The following is a 16,975-nucleotide window of genomic DNA, read 5'->3' as shown; positions in this document are numbered from 1 at the left end:
AACACTTTTATGCAGAAATATGTTTAGGTTAGTTCAATTCATACCATTTAGGCATTTCAATATAATTTTGGTTGAATATTACTGTTCCTTCAGTATTTTTAAATCCGGCAGTAATGTAATTAAGCTTCGGCGCTTCAGTAGCGATTTCTTGCTTAAACTGCATGGCATCGATCGTTAGGTAATGATATAACTTTTGCTGCTCTGTTTTATTTTCTGCCAGAAGAATCAAAACATGTTCGCCCGTACTCAGTTTATGGATTATTGTTCCCTTTACTCTCATACTTTACACGACAAGTATTTCCGACTAATGTTTTATTCATTTTGTTCTGAATCAAACATTCGAATTAATAAGGTGTTCACTAAATATAAATGCTCATCCAGCCAGAATTCGGGTGAGAGTCCAACATACAAGATCTATTATAAAAATGGTTGAATCAGAACCCAAAGATTGGCGCTTCAAGCTTCATGAAATTATTTATGAGTCAAATACGCCTGCAGGTAAGGCGTTTGATGTGGGCTTACTGATTGCAATTTTCGCCAGTATCATTGTTGTGATGTTAGATAGTGTTGTGAGTATCCATCAACATTATGGTAAAATATTTAACATCGCCGAATGGATTTTTGCTGCATTGTTTACTTTAGAATATATATTGAGACTCGTTAGCATTCGTAAACCAATTAAATATGTTTTTAGTCCGCTGGGAATTATCGATTTGATTGCATTGCTACCTTCCTATCTGAGTATATTTTTTATTGGTGCGCAATCGTTGCTTGTATTCCGGGCATTAAGATTACTAAGGGTATTCAGAATTTTTAAACTAGGACAGTTTCTTACCGAAATCAACTTCCTAACCCAGGCGTTGAGAAATAGTTTACGTAAGATTAGTATTTTTTTGCTCACCGTATTAACCATTACAGTGATCCTGGGGTCGATTATGTATCTGGTCGAAAATCGTGAGAACGGCTTTTCAAATATACCTGAAAGCATCTATTGGGCAATCGTAACCATTACTACAGTTGGCTACGGGGATATCTCTCCCATAACGCCGATGGGCAAGTTTGTTGCATCTGTAGTGATGTTAATTGGTTACGCCATTATTGCTGTACCGACCGGAATAATCACGCACGACATTGCGGTGGCGGCCAGTAAGAAAAGAGAACTTCCTGAATCTTGCCCAAATTGTAGCAGAGAAGGCCATGACAGCGATGCACTTTTCTGTAAGTATTGTGGTTCATCGCTATTCAGGTAAAAAAAAGCTCCCTTAGGAGCTTCTCTTTTACTTACAGCATTTCACTGTCATCTTCATCGTAGGCATTGGGATCTTTATCCAGTTCTTCTACATCCGAGTCGTCTGTTTCATCAATATCTTCCGCGTCTTCATCCGTTTGCAGATCGTCGCCATCTATCAAATCATCATCATCTTCTTCGTCATCCGGTCCAAGTTCTTCATTTAAACGTGTACCCTCTCCATCGGCATATTGTACCTCTTCGGCTGTATATTCGTCATTTTCGGGTAAAGCGTGTCCATCTGCTGCACTGCCTTCTGATCTTCCCACCTGAAATTGTTCCAGGTTTGCAATTTCTTCTTCTGGTTGAATGTTTTCTTGATTTTCCATGGTAGTTTTTTTATTAAAGAACAGGATTGGAGAGACTATGGTTTGAACAATAATTATATTTCTTGTACCTGGCGCTACCCGAAACTACAAATATATTTTAAACGGGTTTTAATGCTTTGTTTTTTCGATCGCTATACAAAAGGATAGTGCTATTATTTTTTAGTTACACTTTCTTTAATCTCATATGCTTTATTTTTACAGAATTAAATAGCAAAAGAAATGAAAATTTTACATCTTATATCCAGCCCAAGAGGGGAGGCATCTTTCAGTATTAAACTGGGAAATGCAGTAGTTGAGAAACTTACTGAAGCAAATCCAGAAAGTACGGTTAAAACACATAGCCTGGTATCGGCCCCATTTCCACATTTAGAGGAAGTGCATTTGAACTCTTTTTATACCCCGCTAGAAAATCACACTCCGGAATTGACTGAAGCAGTGAAGCATTCAAATGAAGCAATTGCAGAGATTCAGGATGCCGATGTAATTGTAATTGGTGTGCCAATGTACAACTTCGGAATTCATTCTACGCTTAAAGCATGGATTGATCATGTAGCCCGTGCCGGTCAGACTTTCAAGTATGGCGAAAACGGACCTGAAGGTTTGGTAAAAGGTAAAAAGATTTATCTGGCTATTTCTTCGGGTGGTGTTTATTCAGAAGGGCCAATGAAGGCATACGATTTTACTGAACCTTATTTAAGAGCTGTGCTTGGCTTTTTGGGCATGGTAGATGTAACTGCTTTCAGGGTTGAGGGTGTTAACATGCCTGACTTGAAAGACAACGCATTAGAACACGCCATTTCTAAAATCGTTCTTTAAAAATAGGCCTTGCCTGCCTTTTGGCAGCGCAGGGCATATTTTTAATTCCGCATATAACGGTCAACTCTGGCAGCAAAATCATTAAGATCAAAAGGCTTGTTAATAAAATCCTCAGCATCGCATTTTGATTTTACAGCATTTAGGTGGTTATTAGCCGACATCATCATAACAGGAATGCCGTGTGTTTTAATATTCCCCTTCAGGCTATTGCAGATATCCAACCCATTTCCATCTGGAAGCATAATGTCCAGGATAACCATGTCCGGTATGTGCTTATTCATCTGTAACCAAAAATCACGGGTATTTCTGCAAGCTCTTACTTCATAAAGCTCTTCCTCTAAAAGGAATGAAATGATTTCCCGTATGCCGGGATTATCTTCAACTATATAGATGCACTTTTTCATACAACCTCCTGTTTGAATAGATAACGGAACTATTAATCAGGTGTTTAAAATAATTTTTAACATCATTGAAGTTATCCACCGCATTGGTTAATCTGTCACCGTTTTATCTTATTCATTAGTTAGCTAAAAAAAAGATTAAAATATGTTTATATACTAAATATTTTAGTATAGATTTGCGCTAAGTGACATCCAGTTTATGGTTTAAATCGCTCTATTCGGGGGATAAAACAAAATGCAGATGGCTGGGTTTTTTGATTGATAATATTATTTTTTATGACTGTTACCGTATTAGCCATATTAGAAACTGATTTTAAGCCTGATCTATCATTGGGGAAAATTATGAATGAGCGATTAAAAATCGCAGCTGCTGATTTGCAGGATATTTATTTACAGCCTTTGCATTCATTAGGACAGCGTAGTGATGATGTAGTGGTTTACATCAGTTACAATCCAAAATACAAAATCAGGTGGCGGGTTGTAAATGATGTACCTGAAGACATAGATAATTTTGTTTCCCAGGTATGTGGTAATCTGGGCTACTTGCATTGGAAAACAGCCGCCATTAATATTTTCAAGGGAAATGAATAGGATGTAATCACCTGAGTAAGGCAGTCTGGGATTTTCTTCAAATTTGTGTGAACAAATTGAAATCTATTGATGTTCTATTACAAACTTAAATGAAATGATAGAACTGGCTTATAGATGCGATTTACCCAATCACCAGCATCATGTATACACCCTGATGCAATACGGAAGTGATGAACCCTTCTCCTATATGATAGACGGGGAAGTAATCGGAAAATTAGATAAAGTTGAAGGTTCCTGGAAACAGCTGAGTGGAAAGGATACCCCTCAGGAGGTAATCAATGATATTGGTTCTTTCCTGGATAACAGAAAGTATTAAATTAAAAAACCCCGGCTATTTCTGAATGGCCGGGGTTTGATATTTTTAGTGGGTGTGATTAAACTAAAAAACCACCGCCAAGCAAATCGTTTCCTTCATAAAACACTGCTGATTGTCCCGGAGCAATTGCAGAAACATTGTGGTCAAAAACAACTCTCATCCTATCTTTTTCCTGAACAATTGTACTTAGCATGCCGGCATCCTTATAACGTATTTTTGTAATTACATCATTCATAGGTTCCTCAATACTCCCATATTTAATCAGATTGATATTGCGGACCATTGCTTCTTTACGCTCCAACTCCTCAGCACGGCCTAAAACAACTGTGTTGCTTTCAGGAAGTATCTGGGTAACAAACATCGGTTCACCAAATGCCACACCTAAACCTTTACGCTGGCCGATTGTATAAAAGGGATAGCCTTTATGCTGACCAACGACCATTCCGTTGCTCAATATGAAATTTCCCCCGGCTACACGGTCTTCCAGATCCTCCACTTTATGTTTAAGAAAAGCTCTGTAGTCGTTATCAGGAACAAAACAAATTTCATAACTCTCAGATTTTTTGGCTAATTCTTCCTGTCCCATGTCCAAAGCCATCTGTCTGATTTCTGATTTTGCAAAACTGCCCAATGGAAATTTAGTACGGGATAGATTTTCTTGTGAAACTCCCCAGAGTACATAAGACTGATCCTTGTTTTCATCCTTACCTTTTGATATTACATAGCGTCCGCTGTCTTGCTGGCGGATGTTGGCATAATGGCCGGTTGCGATAAACTCGCAGTCGAGTTTATTAGCCCTTTTTAATAAAGCTTCCCATTTAATATGGGTATTACATAAAACACATGGGTTAGGCGTTCTTCCGGCAAGGTACTCATCAACAAAATTATCGATCACATAATCACCAAATTCGTCGCGTATGTCTAAAATGTAATGCGGAAAACCATAATTTACGGCAAGTGTCCTGGCATCATTAATGCTATCCAGCGAGCAACATCCGGTTTCTTTACTGCTTCCCCCTGAGGTTGCGTAATCCCATGTCTTCATAGTAAGGCCGATTACTTCATAACCCTGCTCGTGCAGCATTACTGCAGCAACCGAACTATCCACACCGCCACTCATGGCTACCAGAATTCTACCGTGTTTACTCATCTTTAAAAAATAGAGTGCAAAAATAAGCTTTATTTAATTGAAATTGATGAGCTGAAGTCAGTTCCTTGTAAAAAGCCACAGCAGGCCACTAATACATATCAATCATCCTGGGTACACCTCCGTAGGTCGACCTGTCAGTTTGTGGAGTGAGCGTTTCAAATCTCTTAGCTTTTAGAATTGTATTTTTTATGTTGGTTAAACGATTTAGACAAAGATTATTTACAGTTTTGCGTTTAAATTAATACCTTAGGATTTTCAAATATAAGCTAACTTTAAAACAGACATGATTAAAAAAATTATCCTGCCTTGTCTTGTACTTTCTTCACTCGTGGCCTCGGCACAGCAGAATTTGGTGCAATATGTAAAACCCATTATCGGCACTTCAAAAATGGGTCATACATATCCTGGCGCAACCGTTCCTTTCGGTGCCGTTCAATTAAGTCCCGAAACCGATACCTTATCATATGAAGTAAATGGTAAATATAATGGCGACGTTTACAAATATTGCGCAGGTTACAAATACGAAGATAAAACAATTACGGGCTTTAGCCATACGCACTTTAGTGGAACAGGCCATTCTGATTTAGGTGATTTCTTAATTATGCCAACCAAGGGGAAACTGCAACTAAATCCAGGTACGGCAGACAATCCTAAATCAGGCTATCGCTCAGCATACTCGCACGCCAACGAAACTGTTGAAGCCGGATATTACAAAGTTAAACTAGACGATGATAACATCACTGCAGAGCTAACAGCTACCAACAGGGTGGGGATGCACCAGTACACCTTTCCAAAATCAGATCAATCGCATATCATTTTGGATCTGATGGCAGGCATTTACAATTATGAAGATAAAACCGTTTGGTCATACGTCCGGGTCGTGAATGATACGCTGATTACAGGGTACAGGCAAACTTATGGTTGGGCCAGAACAAGAACGGTATTTTTTGCAATGAGCTTTTCTAAGCCATTCAAAAGTTATGGCAGAAAAAGTTTCGATGCTAAACAAGCCTACAGAGGATTCTGGGGTAAATTCAATCAGGATCAGAATTTTCCGGAAATAGCCGGTAAAAAAATCAAAATGTTCTTCGACTTTGACACCCAGGAAGGCGAAAAAGTGAAAATTAAATTTGCGTTATCACCGGTAAGTCAGGAAAACGCCTTGCAGAACATGCGTGCAGAAATTTCCGGCTGGGACTTTGAAAAAGTTAAAGCACAGGCACAATCAAACTGGAATAAAGAACTAAATAAAATTCAGGTTACTACCAGCAACGATAATAAAATCAATTTCTATACGGCATTATACCATGCATTCATTAATCCAACAACCTATACCGATGTAAACGGGGAGTATAAGGGGCTTGATCAGGGCGTTCATAAAGCAGATGGATTTACAAACTACACTACGTTTTCGTTGTGGGATACTTACAGGGCGCTGCATCCATTCTTCAATATTGTTCAACCAGCGCGTAGCAATGATATGGTTAAATCCATGATGGCACATTACGATCAAAGCAGTTTACATATGTTACCAATCTGGTCGCACTATGCAAACGATAACTGGTGTATGAGTGGCTATCATAGTGTCTCTGTCTTATCCGATGCGATAATAAAAGGTACTTATAATGGTGATGCCAACAAAGCCCTCGATGCCTGTATCACCACAGCTAAACACCGCGATTATGAAGGTATCGGGTATTATATAGACAAAGGTTATATTCCTGCTGAACGCAGTGGTGTATCCGTGTCAAATACATTGGAATACGCTTATGATGACTGGTCTATTGCGCAGCTTGCTAAAAAGTTAAACCGCATGGATGTTTATGAAGAGTTTATTAAACGTTCAAACAACTGGCGGAACAATTACGATAGCGCATCTGGTTTTATGCGTCCACGCCTGGCAGATGGCACTTTCAAAAAAGCTTTCGACTCAAAAGATACTGAGGGTCAGGGTTTCATTGAAGGCAACAGCTGGAATTACAGTTTCTTTGTACCTCATGACCCTGCTTCATTAATCGAAGTGATGGGGGGAAAAAAGAAGTTTGCAGCACGTTTGGACACGCTTTTTAGCATGCATTTGCCTGATGAATTTTTTGCCCATACCGAGGATATTACCCGCGAAGGTATTATCGGAGGATATGTTCATGGAAATGAACCAGCACACCATGTGGCTTACCTGTACAACTGGACTGACGAAGTATATAAAGGACAGGCGCAAATTCGTCATATCCTTAACATGCAGTATAAGCCTACCGCAGATGGATTGGGTGGCAATGATGATTGCGGGCAAATGAGTGCCTGGTATATGTTTTCGTCGATGGGCTTCTATCCTGTAGCACCCGGTTCGGATGTCTATTCGCTAGGTAGTCCGCTTGTAGATAAAGCAATTATTAACTTAGAGAACGGTAAAAATTTTACTATCGAAGCCATAAATCAGAGCGCCAAAAACGTGTATGTACAAAAGGTGATGCTGAATGGGAAAGAAATCACCAGCCACCAGATTAAACATGCCGATATTACCAACGGTGGAAAGCTTAGCTTCTATATGAGTGCAAAACCAAAAAAATAATTTAATCATCCCTGTCTCCATATTAAACCGCCAGCGTATGCTGGCGGTTTTTTCATTTAGAAGCTATAAGAAAATCGATTTAGAAATACATATTTAAAGGTTTTCGATTTTGAACTTAAAAAAATTATCTTAATATTTGTTTTCGTTCTAACCAGATAATTTGCGATATCAGTCATAAACCTTTGATTTGCTGAACATCGTTTTAGGGTTGGAATATTAAATTTATATATAGAACCAAATCTCATCACACACAATAATGAAAAGAAGAACATTTATCCAGAGCTCAGGTATGTTGGGGGCAGGTGTACTTGCATCCAAATTTTCTCTTGCTTCTGAACTTTTTCCCGAGTTTCCAGTTGTCAGGGTTGCTGCAGGAAAACGCCATTTTAAAAGTAAAGCCGTTGATTCTGCAATCAAAACGTTTCAGTCAAAAGTGAAAAATCCTGAATTGGCATGGCTCTTTGAAAACTGCTTTCCAAATACACTTGATACAACAGTTTATTATGAGGAAAAAAATGGTCGTCCTGATACCTACGTAATAACCGGGGATATTGATGCCATGTGGCTTCGCGACAGCTCTGCACAGGTTTGGCCTTATTTGCAGTTTGTGAATGAGGATGAGGCACTGAAGAAATTGATCGCTGGCGTAATTATCCATCAAACCAAATGCGTTTTGAAAGACCCTTATGCCAACGCTTTCTACGGTGATGCAAATAAGGTAGGAGAGTGGAAAACCGATAAAACAGATATGCAGGCCGGCGTTCACGAGCGTAAATGGGAAATCGATTCGCTGTGCTATCCTATTCGTTTAGCCTACCATTACTGGAAGAAAACCGGAGATAAAACACCTTTCGATGCAGATTGGAAAAAAGGGATTGAAGCTACACTCAAAACTTTTAAAGAGCAGCAGCGTAAAACTGGTCATGGTCCTTATCATTTTCAACGGGAAACCACGCAGCCAACAGACTCACAGCCTATGGCAGGATATGGCTTTCCGGTTAATCCTGTAGGTTTGATCTGTTCTGCCTTTCGCCCCAGCGATGATGCAACGATTTTTCCATTTTTAGTTCCATCTAACTTTTTTGCTGTTTCTAGCTTGAAACAGGCTGCCGAAATGATCAAAGCCCTGCAGGCGGATCAGTCGCTTGAAAGCAGTTTGCTGAATCTTGCCGACGAAGTTAATGCCGCTTTGCAAAAACACGCAATTGTTAACCATCCAAAATATGGAAAAATCTATGCCTTTGAGGTCGATGGATTTGGAAGCAATTACATGATGGATGATTCAAATGTGCCAAGCTTGCTTAGTTTGCCTTATCTGGGCGCTATGAAAATTGAAGATCCAATTTACCAGAACACCCGTAAATTTGCTTTATCGAAAGATAACCCATATTTCTTTAAAGGTACAGCAGCCGAAGGAATTGGTGGCCCGCATGTTGGTCAGGATATGATCTGGCCAATGAGTATTACGATGAGGGCGCTGACCTCAACAGACGATGCAGAGATCAAATTATGTATCCAGACATTGCAAAAAACACATGGAGGTAAAGGCTTCATGCATGAATCTTTCCATAAAGATAATCCTGAAAAATTTACCAGAGCATGGTTTGCCTGGTCCAACACCTTGTTTGGTGAGTTGTTATGGAGAACATACCACGAAAAACCTGCTTTACTTAACGGATAAAAAACAAAGCCCTCATTTGGAAAAAAAAATACCAGTGGGGGCTTTAACTTTGTAATCAACTATGCTACTTAACGATAATATACCAACATCTCTATTGTTAGATGTGAAACCGGGAGATGAAATTACAAGCGCCGAAATTTCGGGTGTAGTGCATAAAATCGAAATTCAGGAAACAGATGATTTTCTGCTTTTTATATTCATTTTGGAAGATAAGCAAGAATTAGCGATTAAAAAGTTGAGGCAAGTGTGTTAAAAATCACCGGTTACAGACAGCTGATGTAAGTTTTTAGCTTTCCTTCTATGTATCCTTGTTTTTATCCTTAACTAAATAAAGGTCTTACGGGGGTACCGTTAATCATATTTAATCACCTTATGTCAATCGGTTTAACGTATTTAACTATCAAAAAAAACGATTTATAATCAAATGAAACTAGTAACCAGGTATATATTTGTTGTTTTATCGCTAATGATAACACAAGCGGTAAAATCCCAGAACCAGAAGAAAAACACTTTAACCAATTATGTAAACCCCTTTATTGGCACGGCACCATTAACTGACCCTAAAATTTTAGGATACGAACTGCCAGAGGGCTGGCGCTCATGGGCCGGTCTATGCTTTCCGGGCAGCTCATTGCCAAACGCAATGGTTCAGCTTAGTCCCATTACCGAGTATGGTTCAGGTGCCGGCTATGAGTATGAGGATGATGTAATTCTGGGATTCGCCCATACTAATAAAGGTCATTGGAACCTTTGCAACGTGCCTGTTTTGCCTATGTCAAAGCCTGGTACCCATTTTGGATCAAGGTTTTCTCACCAAAAAGAAAGTGCGTCGCCCGGGTTCTATCAGGTTTATTTAAGCGACTATCAGGTTAACGTAAACCTGACTTCCACTTTAAGATGTGGTTATCATCAATATGAATTCCAAGATAATCAGGACCGGCAGGTATTATTTGATCTGGCAAAAGCCAATAGCCGGGTGTCTGACTGGAATATATCGCAGGATGGTGATTATGCCGTGAAAGGCTTTCAGAACGGAGAGAACGTATATTTTTATGCGGTTTCAAACACAAAAATAGACAGACTAGAGAAAAAAGAAGAAGGGAAAAATAGCGGCTATGCCATTCTTCATTTAAGCGATGGACAAACAAAGCCGGTAGAGCTTAAAATTGGTCTTTCGTTTGTAAGCGTCGAAAATGCAAGGGAGAATCTGGAAAGTGAAATCGGCTCAAAAACTTTTACACAGGTTAAAGCGGCTGCAGCGACTCAATGGGAGAAATTGCTGTCTGCAATCCAGGTAAAAGGGGGCACCAGTAAACAAAAGGTCATGTTGTATTCCAGTCTCTACAGGTCATTTCTTTGGCCGGCTTTACGCAGTGACGTAAACGGTCAGTTTAAAGATGCTAAGGGACAGGTTACCAAATCTGATTTCAGGTACTACACGGAGCCATCCCTGTGGGATACATACCGCAATAAGGATGTACTGTTGGGATTGATTACTCCGGATGTTACGCTTGACGTTATTAAGTCGATGATCGATGTCGGGCAAAAACGGGGGTTCATGCCTACTTTTTTTCATGGCGATCATGGTACTTCATCCGTTGCGGGTGCTTATCTCCGGGGAATAGATCAGTTTGATATCAAGGCGGCATATCAGATTTTTTTGAAAAATGCGAATGTAGACGGCGGAGCACGTCCTTTTATTAAAGAATATATTGAAAAAGGATATATTTCTGATCCGGATATTAAAAATCCACATGTTGAAACGAAAGCCAAAGCAGGGGTGTCCAAAACACTCGAATATGCTTATGACGATTATTCGCTGGCTCAAATTGCAAAGAAACTTGGCGACTCCAGCAATTACAGAAGCCTCATGGCCAGGTCCGGAAACTATAAAAATATGTTCGATCCTGGCACACGATTCATGAGAGGACGACTTGAAAATGGCAACTGGATAAAGCCATTCAATCCCCAGTATCCCTATTACGAATACATGTACCGGGAGGCAAACGCATGGCAGGTTTCCTTTTATGCACCTCACGACATGCCGGGTTTAATTCGATTGTATGGCGGTGCAGCAGGCTTTGAATCAAAACTCGATTCTCTGTTTACACTTCCCTGGAATCCAAAATATATTGCCCGGAATGTTGAAACCATGATTGGACAGTATTGCCAGGGCAACCAGCCAGATCATGAAGCGCCCTTTGCCTATACTTTTATTGGCAAACCCGAAAAATCCCAGAAAATTATTGATAAGATATTAAATGAACTATATGGGATAGGTAAGGAAGGCCTTGCCCTTTCAGGAATGGATGATGCAGGGGAAATGTCTTCATGGTATGTGTTCAGCGCTTTGGGTATCTATCCGTTCTCTGCAACTGATCCAAATTATATTGTTACCGTGCCGTTGTTCGATGAAATTAAATGGAAAACCAGTAGTGGTAAACTGCTGATCATTAAAAAGCCCTTCAAAGGCAGAAAACTCACGGCGATAAGGGTAAATGGTAAAAAGATTTCTGGATATTTTATATCTCACGATGTGTTTAGAAATGGCGGCACAGTGGAAATGGTTACGGAGTAAACACAATTTTTACTTTTAACGATATAAATGTGATCATTAAGCAATTTTACCCCTAATTGTTTACGATTTTCTATCCTCTGTCCTTTTGTGATGCTTTAAATTTGCTCCCGGAGTATTTTAAAACATCATACAAAAGTTAATATGAAAATCTATCTGACCATCTTTTGTTGTCTGGCTGCACAGTGCCAGTTGTTTGCCCAAACCATAAACTGGGAGCAGTTCATGGCAAAGCAGAATATGAAATGGGAGCAACTGGGAAAAGACTATTATAGCGGTATTACTTTAGGTAATGGATTAATGGGCCTGAATATTTACCAGGCGGGCGATAGTACCATCAGGCTTGACGTAGGCAGATCAGATGTAATTGATGTGAGGGCACAACTTATGCCAGAGGCTGGTAAGCTCTATACTAAGGCCCGACTCCCTATCGGGCATTTTATGGTGAACGTTAGGGGGAAAATACTCCGGGCAGATATTCAGCTTTATCTTTATGATGCAATAGCCTCAGGTAAAATATTTACTGATCAGGGAACAATTGATGTTGCAGCTTATGTTGATGCTAAACATGAGGTCATCCATATTGAATTGAAAGACCAGCAAAACAGGAAGCTCGACTGGAAATGGGAGCAGGAAAGAAGTGTAAGTTTTAGATACATGCAGAGTCACCCGACTGACAAACCCAAAACCTATCCAGATAATCCACCGGTTGTGAGGAAGAATATCAATGAATTTGTAGTTTACCATCAGCCATTATTAAATCATGGGGGATATAGCACTGTCTTTAAAGCCTCAAAAGATGAGATGTTGGTTTCTGTTGGCTACGATGCTACTGCCAGTGCTGATGAAGATCTGGAAGCCATCAACAGTATTAAGGGTTTTGAAAAGGATATTAATCACCTCAAAAATCACAAGTCCTGGTGGCACCAATATTACCAGAAAAGTTTTGTAAGCCTGCCAGATAAGAGGATGGAAAACTTCTATTGGATCCAGCTATATAAACTCGCTTCAATTACACGGGAAAATAAAATACTCATTGATTTGATGGGTCCCTGGGCCAGTTCAACACCGTGGCCTGCGATCTGGTGGAACCTGAATACCCAGCTTACCTATTCACCTGTTTTTGCTGCCAATCACCTTGAACTCACCAAACCGTTGTTCCAGTCTTTCAAAACCAATCTTCAGAACTTGATTAATAATGCTCCCGAGAAGTGGCGCTATAATTCTGCCTTCATAGGCCGTAGCTCATCTTACGATCTGATTAGCCCCACCAATGAAGCAGATATGGTAAAAGGGCCTTTTGAAGCAGGTAACCTGACCTGGATGATGTATTATTATTATAAATATTATGAGTATACGGGGGATAAGCAGCTATTGAAAACGGAAATTTATCCTTTATTGAAACGATCAGTTAATTTTCTCTTACATATCTTATACAAAGATGAGCAGGGGATTTATCATCTGCCGCTATCTCATTCACCGGAGTATAAAAATGCCGTAGACGCCAACTATTCGCTTGCCAGCTTAAATTGGGGACTGAATACCCTTATATCCATCAATACTAGTCAGGGAATAAAGGATGGAGATGAGGCCAAATGGAGGGAAGTGCTTAAAAACCTTACCGCGTACCCAAAGGGTGAAGATGGTTTCCTGATTGGCAAGGATGTAGCGCTCACTTCATCACACAGGCATTATTCTCATCTTTTAATGATTTATCCTTATGGCCTGGTAAACTGGGACCACGAAAATGAACGGGCGCTTATCCTCAAATCGGTTAATTACTGGATTTCTCTGAAAGGAGCACTTCAGGGATACACCTACACCGGCTCGGCCAGTATGTTCGCTCAAATGGGAAATGGGGATAAAAGTTATGCGCTGTTGAATGAACTCTTTAATAAGTACATCCAACCCAATACCCTTTATAAAGAATCTGGTCCGGTAATCGAAACACCCCTGGCAGCCGCAACGTCGATACAGGAACTACTTCTGCAAAACTGGAATGATAAGATCAGGATCTTCCCAGCTATACCGGAGTCGTGGAAAGATGTTTCCTTTAAGAATTTAAGAACTGACGGCGCCTTTCTGATTAGTGCAAACAGAAGAAACGGAAAAACAAATTCCATCCAGATCAATAGCCTTATAGGTGGTGGCTGCATAATTTTGTCGGATATTACAAATTTCGAAGTCACTTCGAATAAAAGAAAATCGCTGCAATTTGAACAGAAAAAAGTGGGAGCAAAGTTTCAGATTAGGTTTTCCGGTTTGTTAGCCAATGAAATAATCAGCGTTAATGCGAAGGATAATGCTGTTAAAAACCTTTCGGTAAGCTACAGTCATCATGCAGACTGGTACTGGGGGTATAATAGTTTGACTATGAAATAATGCCAGGAAGTGAATTTAAGTGTCTTATGTAGATTTCAGGAAATCAATGTTTCTTTTCAATCCCGAAAGTTTAGTTCGCTTAACCGCCGAACCTTTAAATACTTTTTTGAAAACTTCATCAGTGATTTCAGTCAGGTCGCTGGCCTTAAGGTCAAGCAATCCCGAATCGGGTTGGAAGGCCTCCTCCTGGTGCACTTTTGAAAAGCGATTCCAGGGGCAAACATCCTGGCAAACGTCACAACCAAACATCCAGTTATCCATTTTATCTTTAAACTGAGTAGGGATTTCGTTTTTAAGTTCGATGGTGAGATAGGATATGCATTTGGTTCCATCCACCACCTGAGGTGCGATGATAGCATCTGTAGGACATGCATCCAGGCATCGTGTACAGGTACCGCAATGATCAGTTTGAAAGGGATGGTCATAATCCAGTTCAAGGTCTACAATTAGTTCGGCAAGGAAGAAAAATGAGCCCTCAGTTTTACTGATAAGATTAGAATTTTTTCCGATCCAGCCAATGCCGGATTTCTTTGCCCAGGCCCTGTCGAGTACGGGTGCCGAATCTACGAATGCCCTGCCATTTACCGCACCGATGTTTTCCTCTATAAAAACGGTAAGCGCTTTCAATTTATCTTTTATCACATAATGGTAATCCTGACCATATGCATACTTTGAAATTTTTGGCGCGGTAGGATCGGCCTGTTTCTCATTGGTATAATAGTTAAGCGATAGCGAAATAACCGATTTTGCATCATCAACCAAAAGGCGCGGGTCCAGCCTCTTGTCGAAATAGTTTTCCATGTATTTCATCTCACCGTGATGATTTTGGTTAAGCCATTTTTCTAAGCGTGGTGCTTCTTCCTCGAGAAAATCAGCTTTGGAAATACCGCAGGCCATAAAGCCCAAACGTATGGCTTCATCTTTAATCAGCTTGCTATATTTTACTTTATTTAAGTACACGGATTTGCAAAGATAAGGCTTACAATCAAAACATTTTCATTAATCACTTGTTCTAAATGCAAACACTAAATTAATTAATTGGGGTTCTTTAATATTTGTTTATAATATTTGGAGAACCCGGATTCAACTGCAAAATCATGGAAGAAATAGATCCAAAACATACGGAATCTGGAGAAGCTCCAAAACCGATAGAAAAAGATTACGAGAATCATAAAGAAGATCCGGGACCAGCAAAACCTGCCGTTACTGAAAAGGACGAAAACGGTGCAGGCTCGGTATTGAAATGGATTTTGCCGATAGCTGTAATTATTGGCTTAATTGTCTGGTTTGCGCTTAGGAAGTAAGGTCATTCATTTCATAACAACAAAGCCAGTTCAAACGAACTGGCTTTGTTGTTGTATGTAAATTTATTTGAGCAATTTAATCTGATAAAGATCTTTTCTTCTGTCTTTCAATATTTTTACTGTACCATAATGATGCAATTCATCCAGTAAATGGAGGTCGACATCAACTACAAGTACCATCTCTGTATTTGGAGTAGCCTCGGCTTTGGTGGCGTTAGTGGGAAAAGCAAAGTCTGATGGGGTAAATACCGCCGATTGGGCGAACTGAATATCCATATTATTTACCTTCGGCAAATTACCCACACAGCCTGCAATAGCCACATAACATTCGTTTTCGATGGCTCTGGCCTGGGCGCAGTGCCGCACCCGGGTATAACCATTCTGGGTATCAGTTAGAAATGGCACAAACAGAATCTGCATTCCCTGATCTGCATATAATCTGCTTAGTTCGGGGAACTCTACGTCATAACAAATCAGAATACCAACTTTTCCGCAGTCGGTATCAAAAACCTGCACCTTATCTCCACCCACCATACCATAATATTTCTGTTCGTTGGGCGTGATGTGTATTTTCCGGTATTCATCGATTTTACCCGTTCTATGGCAGAGATAGCTCGCATTGTACAGCTTTCCCTCATCAATTATCGGCATACTACCTGTAATAATGTTTACATTATAGCTTAGCGCATACTCATGCATTCTGGCCACGATTTCTTCCGTCTTTTCAGCAAGTTTCCGCATAGCCTCGATTTCAGGAAGATGATTATAGGGCTCCAGCAACGGCGTATTAAACAATTCCGGAAACATCACGAAATCGGATTTATAGCCGCTTATCGCATCAACAAAAAATTCAACCTGCTCGTAAAACGAATCCATATTGGGAAATAAACGCATCTGCCACTGAACCAAACCTAGGCGGATGTTCATTGCAGAACGCGCGGAGGCATCCACACCCTGATAGTAGATGTTATTCCACTCGATTAAAGTTGCATATTCTTTTGATTCCTTATCTCCCGGCAGGTAATTTTTCAGCACCTTCCTTACGTGAAAATCATTTGAAATCTGGAAAGTTAGGGTAGGGTCGTATAATTCTTTGGATTTTACTTTGTCAATATACTGCCTGGGACTCAGTTGTTCTGCATATTGGTGGTAACCAGGAATTCGTCCTCCTGCGATGATGCTTTTCAGATTAAGTCCCTCACACAATTCTTTTCGAGCTTCATAAAGTCTTCTGCCTAACCTCAAGCCTCTAAATTCGGGGTGTACGAAGATTTCGATTCCATATAAGGTATCTCCGTTAGGATCGTGTGTAGAAAAAGAATAGTCGCCCGTAATTAGCTTATAGGTATGGCGGTCGCCGTATTCATCGTACTCTACGATAATGGCGAGCGAGCAAGCTACAACCTTATCATCAACAGCGATACAAAGTTGTCCTTCAGGAAAAATGTTCAGTAATTTAGCAATACTCGACTTGGGCCAGATAGACCCACCCATACTGTCGTAAGCCTGCAGCATTGATTCTTTAAGGTCAGCATAATCTTCGAGCGTTAATCTTCGTAATTCAATATTCATA

Annotated in this window: 16 protein-coding genes; 10 read left to right on the top strand and 6 right to left on the bottom strand. The window is 40.1% G+C overall.

From position 1 onward, the window contains the following. Positions 1–28: 28 nt before the first annotated feature. Positions 29–280 (bottom strand): hypothetical protein, encoded by a 252-nt coding sequence (locus tag AC570I_RS18760; RefSeq protein ID WP_497406698.1) that lies wholly within the window; start codon positions 278–280, stop codon positions 29–31. Positions 281–425: 145 nt separating this feature from the next. Here AC570I_RS18760 and AC570I_RS18755 point away from each other — a divergent pair, with 145 nt between their 5' ends. Further along, positions 426–1,250, top strand: a complete 825-nt coding sequence (locus AC570I_RS18755) for an ion transporter (RefSeq protein ID WP_497406697.1) — start codon at positions 426–428, stop codon at positions 1,248–1,250. A 31-nt stretch (positions 1,251–1,281) separates the two neighbouring features. Here the strand turns inward: AC570I_RS18755 and AC570I_RS18750 are convergent, their stop codons facing one another. Continuing rightward, positions 1,282–1,617: a hypothetical protein gene (locus AC570I_RS18750; RefSeq protein ID WP_497406696.1), complete on the bottom strand. Its 336-nt coding sequence runs from the start codon at positions 1,615–1,617 to the stop codon at positions 1,282–1,284. A 219-nt stretch (positions 1,618–1,836) separates the two neighbouring features. On the opposite strand from AC570I_RS18750, the gene AC570I_RS18745 reads away from it, so the two are divergent. Further along, positions 1,837–2,433: an FMN-dependent NADH-azoreductase gene (locus AC570I_RS18745; protein WP_497406695.1), complete on the top strand. Its 597-nt coding sequence runs from the start codon at positions 1,837–1,839 to the stop codon at positions 2,431–2,433. 41 nt (positions 2,434–2,474) lie between these two features. Here AC570I_RS18745 and AC570I_RS18740 read toward each other — a convergent pair whose 3' ends face one another. Continuing rightward, positions 2,475–2,837, bottom strand: coding sequence for a response regulator transcription factor (locus AC570I_RS18740; protein ID WP_497406694.1), 363 nt, complete (start codon positions 2,835–2,837; stop codon positions 2,475–2,477). A gap of 273 nt (positions 2,838–3,110) precedes the next feature. Between AC570I_RS18740 and AC570I_RS18735 the strand changes: the two genes are divergently transcribed. Further along, complete coding sequence (locus AC570I_RS18735; protein WP_497406693.1) at positions 3,111–3,425, top strand: hypothetical protein; 315 nt, start codon at positions 3,111–3,113, stop codon at positions 3,423–3,425. Positions 3,426–3,519: 94 nt separating this feature from the next. After that, positions 3,520–3,741 (top strand): hypothetical protein, encoded by a 222-nt coding sequence (locus AC570I_RS18730; protein ID WP_047801190.1) that lies wholly within the window; start codon positions 3,520–3,522, stop codon positions 3,739–3,741. Between the two features lie 58 nt (positions 3,742–3,799). Here the strand turns inward: AC570I_RS18730 and mnmA are convergent, their stop codons facing one another. Further along, the gene (mnmA, locus tag AC570I_RS18725) at positions 3,800–4,891 is read right to left on the bottom strand and encodes a tRNA 2-thiouridine(34) synthase MnmA (protein WP_047801191.1); all 1,092 of its coding nucleotides are present in this window, start codon (positions 4,889–4,891) and stop codon (positions 3,800–3,802) included. 283 nt (positions 4,892–5,174) lie between these two features. Here mnmA and AC570I_RS18720 point away from each other — a divergent pair, with 283 nt between their 5' ends. The 5 genes from AC570I_RS18720 to AC570I_RS18700 all read left to right on the top strand — a co-directional run bounded on the left by AC570I_RS18720 (position 5,175) and on the right by AC570I_RS18700 (position 14,098). Further along, the gene (locus AC570I_RS18720) at positions 5,175–7,460 is read left to right on the top strand and encodes a GH92 family glycosyl hydrolase (RefSeq protein ID WP_497406692.1); all 2,286 of its coding nucleotides are present in this window, start codon (positions 5,175–5,177) and stop codon (positions 7,458–7,460) included. Positions 7,461–7,716: 256 nt separating this feature from the next. Next, positions 7,717–9,141 carry a glycoside hydrolase family 125 protein gene (locus AC570I_RS18715; protein ID WP_497406691.1) on the top strand — a complete coding sequence of 475 codons (1,425 nt, stop codon included), beginning with the start codon at positions 7,717–7,719 and terminating at the stop codon, positions 9,139–9,141. A 61-nt stretch (positions 9,142–9,202) separates the two neighbouring features. Further along, positions 9,203–9,394, top strand: a complete 192-nt coding sequence (locus AC570I_RS18710; protein ID WP_047801194.1) for a hypothetical protein — start codon at positions 9,203–9,205, stop codon at positions 9,392–9,394. Between the two features lie 171 nt (positions 9,395–9,565). Then, positions 9,566–11,719, top strand: coding sequence for a GH92 family glycosyl hydrolase (locus tag AC570I_RS18705; RefSeq protein ID WP_497406690.1), 2,154 nt, complete (start codon positions 9,566–9,568; stop codon positions 11,717–11,719). Between the two features lie 141 nt (positions 11,720–11,860). Beyond that, positions 11,861–14,098, top strand: a complete 2,238-nt coding sequence (locus tag AC570I_RS18700) for a glycosyl hydrolase family 95 catalytic domain-containing protein (RefSeq protein ID WP_497406689.1) — start codon at positions 11,861–11,863, stop codon at positions 14,096–14,098. Positions 14,099–14,122: 24 nt separating this feature from the next. On the opposite strand, the gene queG is transcribed toward AC570I_RS18700, so the two are convergent. Then, a complete protein-coding gene (queG, locus tag AC570I_RS18695) occupies positions 14,123–15,058 on the bottom strand; it encodes a tRNA epoxyqueuosine(34) reductase QueG (RefSeq protein WP_497406688.1) in 936 nt (311 codons plus the stop codon). Positions 15,059–15,195: 137 nt separating this feature from the next. Here queG and AC570I_RS18690 point away from each other — a divergent pair, with 137 nt between their 5' ends. Next, positions 15,196–15,402, top strand: coding sequence for a hypothetical protein (locus tag AC570I_RS18690; protein ID WP_047801197.1), 207 nt, complete (start codon positions 15,196–15,198; stop codon positions 15,400–15,402). A gap of 63 nt (positions 15,403–15,465) precedes the next feature. Here AC570I_RS18690 and AC570I_RS18685 read toward each other — a convergent pair whose 3' ends face one another. Continuing rightward, positions 15,466–16,974, bottom strand: a complete 1,509-nt coding sequence (locus AC570I_RS18685) for a carbon-nitrogen hydrolase family protein (RefSeq protein WP_047801198.1) — start codon at positions 16,972–16,974, stop codon at positions 15,466–15,468. Between the last annotated feature and the right edge of the window lies 1 nt (position 16,975).

Source organism: Pedobacter sp. A2324 (assembly GCF_059693705.1).
Note: the sequence above shows the minus strand (reverse complement) of the source record. Positions and strands in the feature narration are given on the sequence as shown.

What these genes read in the sequence shown, in the direction of transcription:
- AC570I_RS18760 (WP_497406698.1), bottom strand. Translation starts at nt 280, where the DNA reads ATGAGAGTAAAGGGAACAATAATCCATAAACTGAGTACGGGCGAACAT.
- AC570I_RS18755 (WP_497406697.1), top strand. Translation starts at nt 426, where the DNA reads ATGGTTGAATCAGAACCCAAAGATTGGCGCTTCAAGCTTCATGAAATT.
- AC570I_RS18750 (WP_497406696.1), bottom strand. Translation starts at nt 1,617, where the DNA reads ATGGAAAATCAAGAAAACATTCAACCAGAAGAAGAAATTGCAAACCTG.
- AC570I_RS18745 (WP_497406695.1), top strand. Translation starts at nt 1,837, where the DNA reads ATGAAAATTTTACATCTTATATCCAGCCCAAGAGGGGAGGCATCTTTC.
- AC570I_RS18740 (WP_497406694.1), bottom strand. Translation starts at nt 2,837, where the DNA reads ATGAAAAAGTGCATCTATATAGTTGAAGATAATCCCGGCATACGGGAA.
- AC570I_RS18735 (WP_497406693.1), top strand. Translation starts at nt 3,111, where the DNA reads ATGACTGTTACCGTATTAGCCATATTAGAAACTGATTTTAAGCCTGAT.
- AC570I_RS18730 (WP_047801190.1), top strand. Translation starts at nt 3,520, where the DNA reads ATGATAGAACTGGCTTATAGATGCGATTTACCCAATCACCAGCATCAT.
- mnmA (WP_047801191.1), bottom strand. Translation starts at nt 4,891, where the DNA reads ATGAGTAAACACGGTAGAATTCTGGTAGCCATGAGTGGCGGTGTGGAT.
- AC570I_RS18720 (WP_497406692.1), top strand. Translation starts at nt 5,175, where the DNA reads ATGATTAAAAAAATTATCCTGCCTTGTCTTGTACTTTCTTCACTCGTG.
- AC570I_RS18715 (WP_497406691.1), top strand. Translation starts at nt 7,717, where the DNA reads ATGAAAAGAAGAACATTTATCCAGAGCTCAGGTATGTTGGGGGCAGGT.
- AC570I_RS18710 (WP_047801194.1), top strand. Translation starts at nt 9,203, where the DNA reads ATGCTACTTAACGATAATATACCAACATCTCTATTGTTAGATGTGAAA.
- AC570I_RS18705 (WP_497406690.1), top strand. Translation starts at nt 9,566, where the DNA reads ATGAAACTAGTAACCAGGTATATATTTGTTGTTTTATCGCTAATGATA.
- AC570I_RS18700 (WP_497406689.1), top strand. Translation starts at nt 11,861, where the DNA reads ATGAAAATCTATCTGACCATCTTTTGTTGTCTGGCTGCACAGTGCCAG.
- AC570I_RS18690 (WP_047801197.1), top strand. Translation starts at nt 15,196, where the DNA reads ATGGAAGAAATAGATCCAAAACATACGGAATCTGGAGAAGCTCCAAAA.
- AC570I_RS18685 (WP_047801198.1), bottom strand. Translation starts at nt 16,974, where the DNA reads ATGAATATTGAATTACGAAGATTAACGCTCGAAGATTATGCTGACCTT.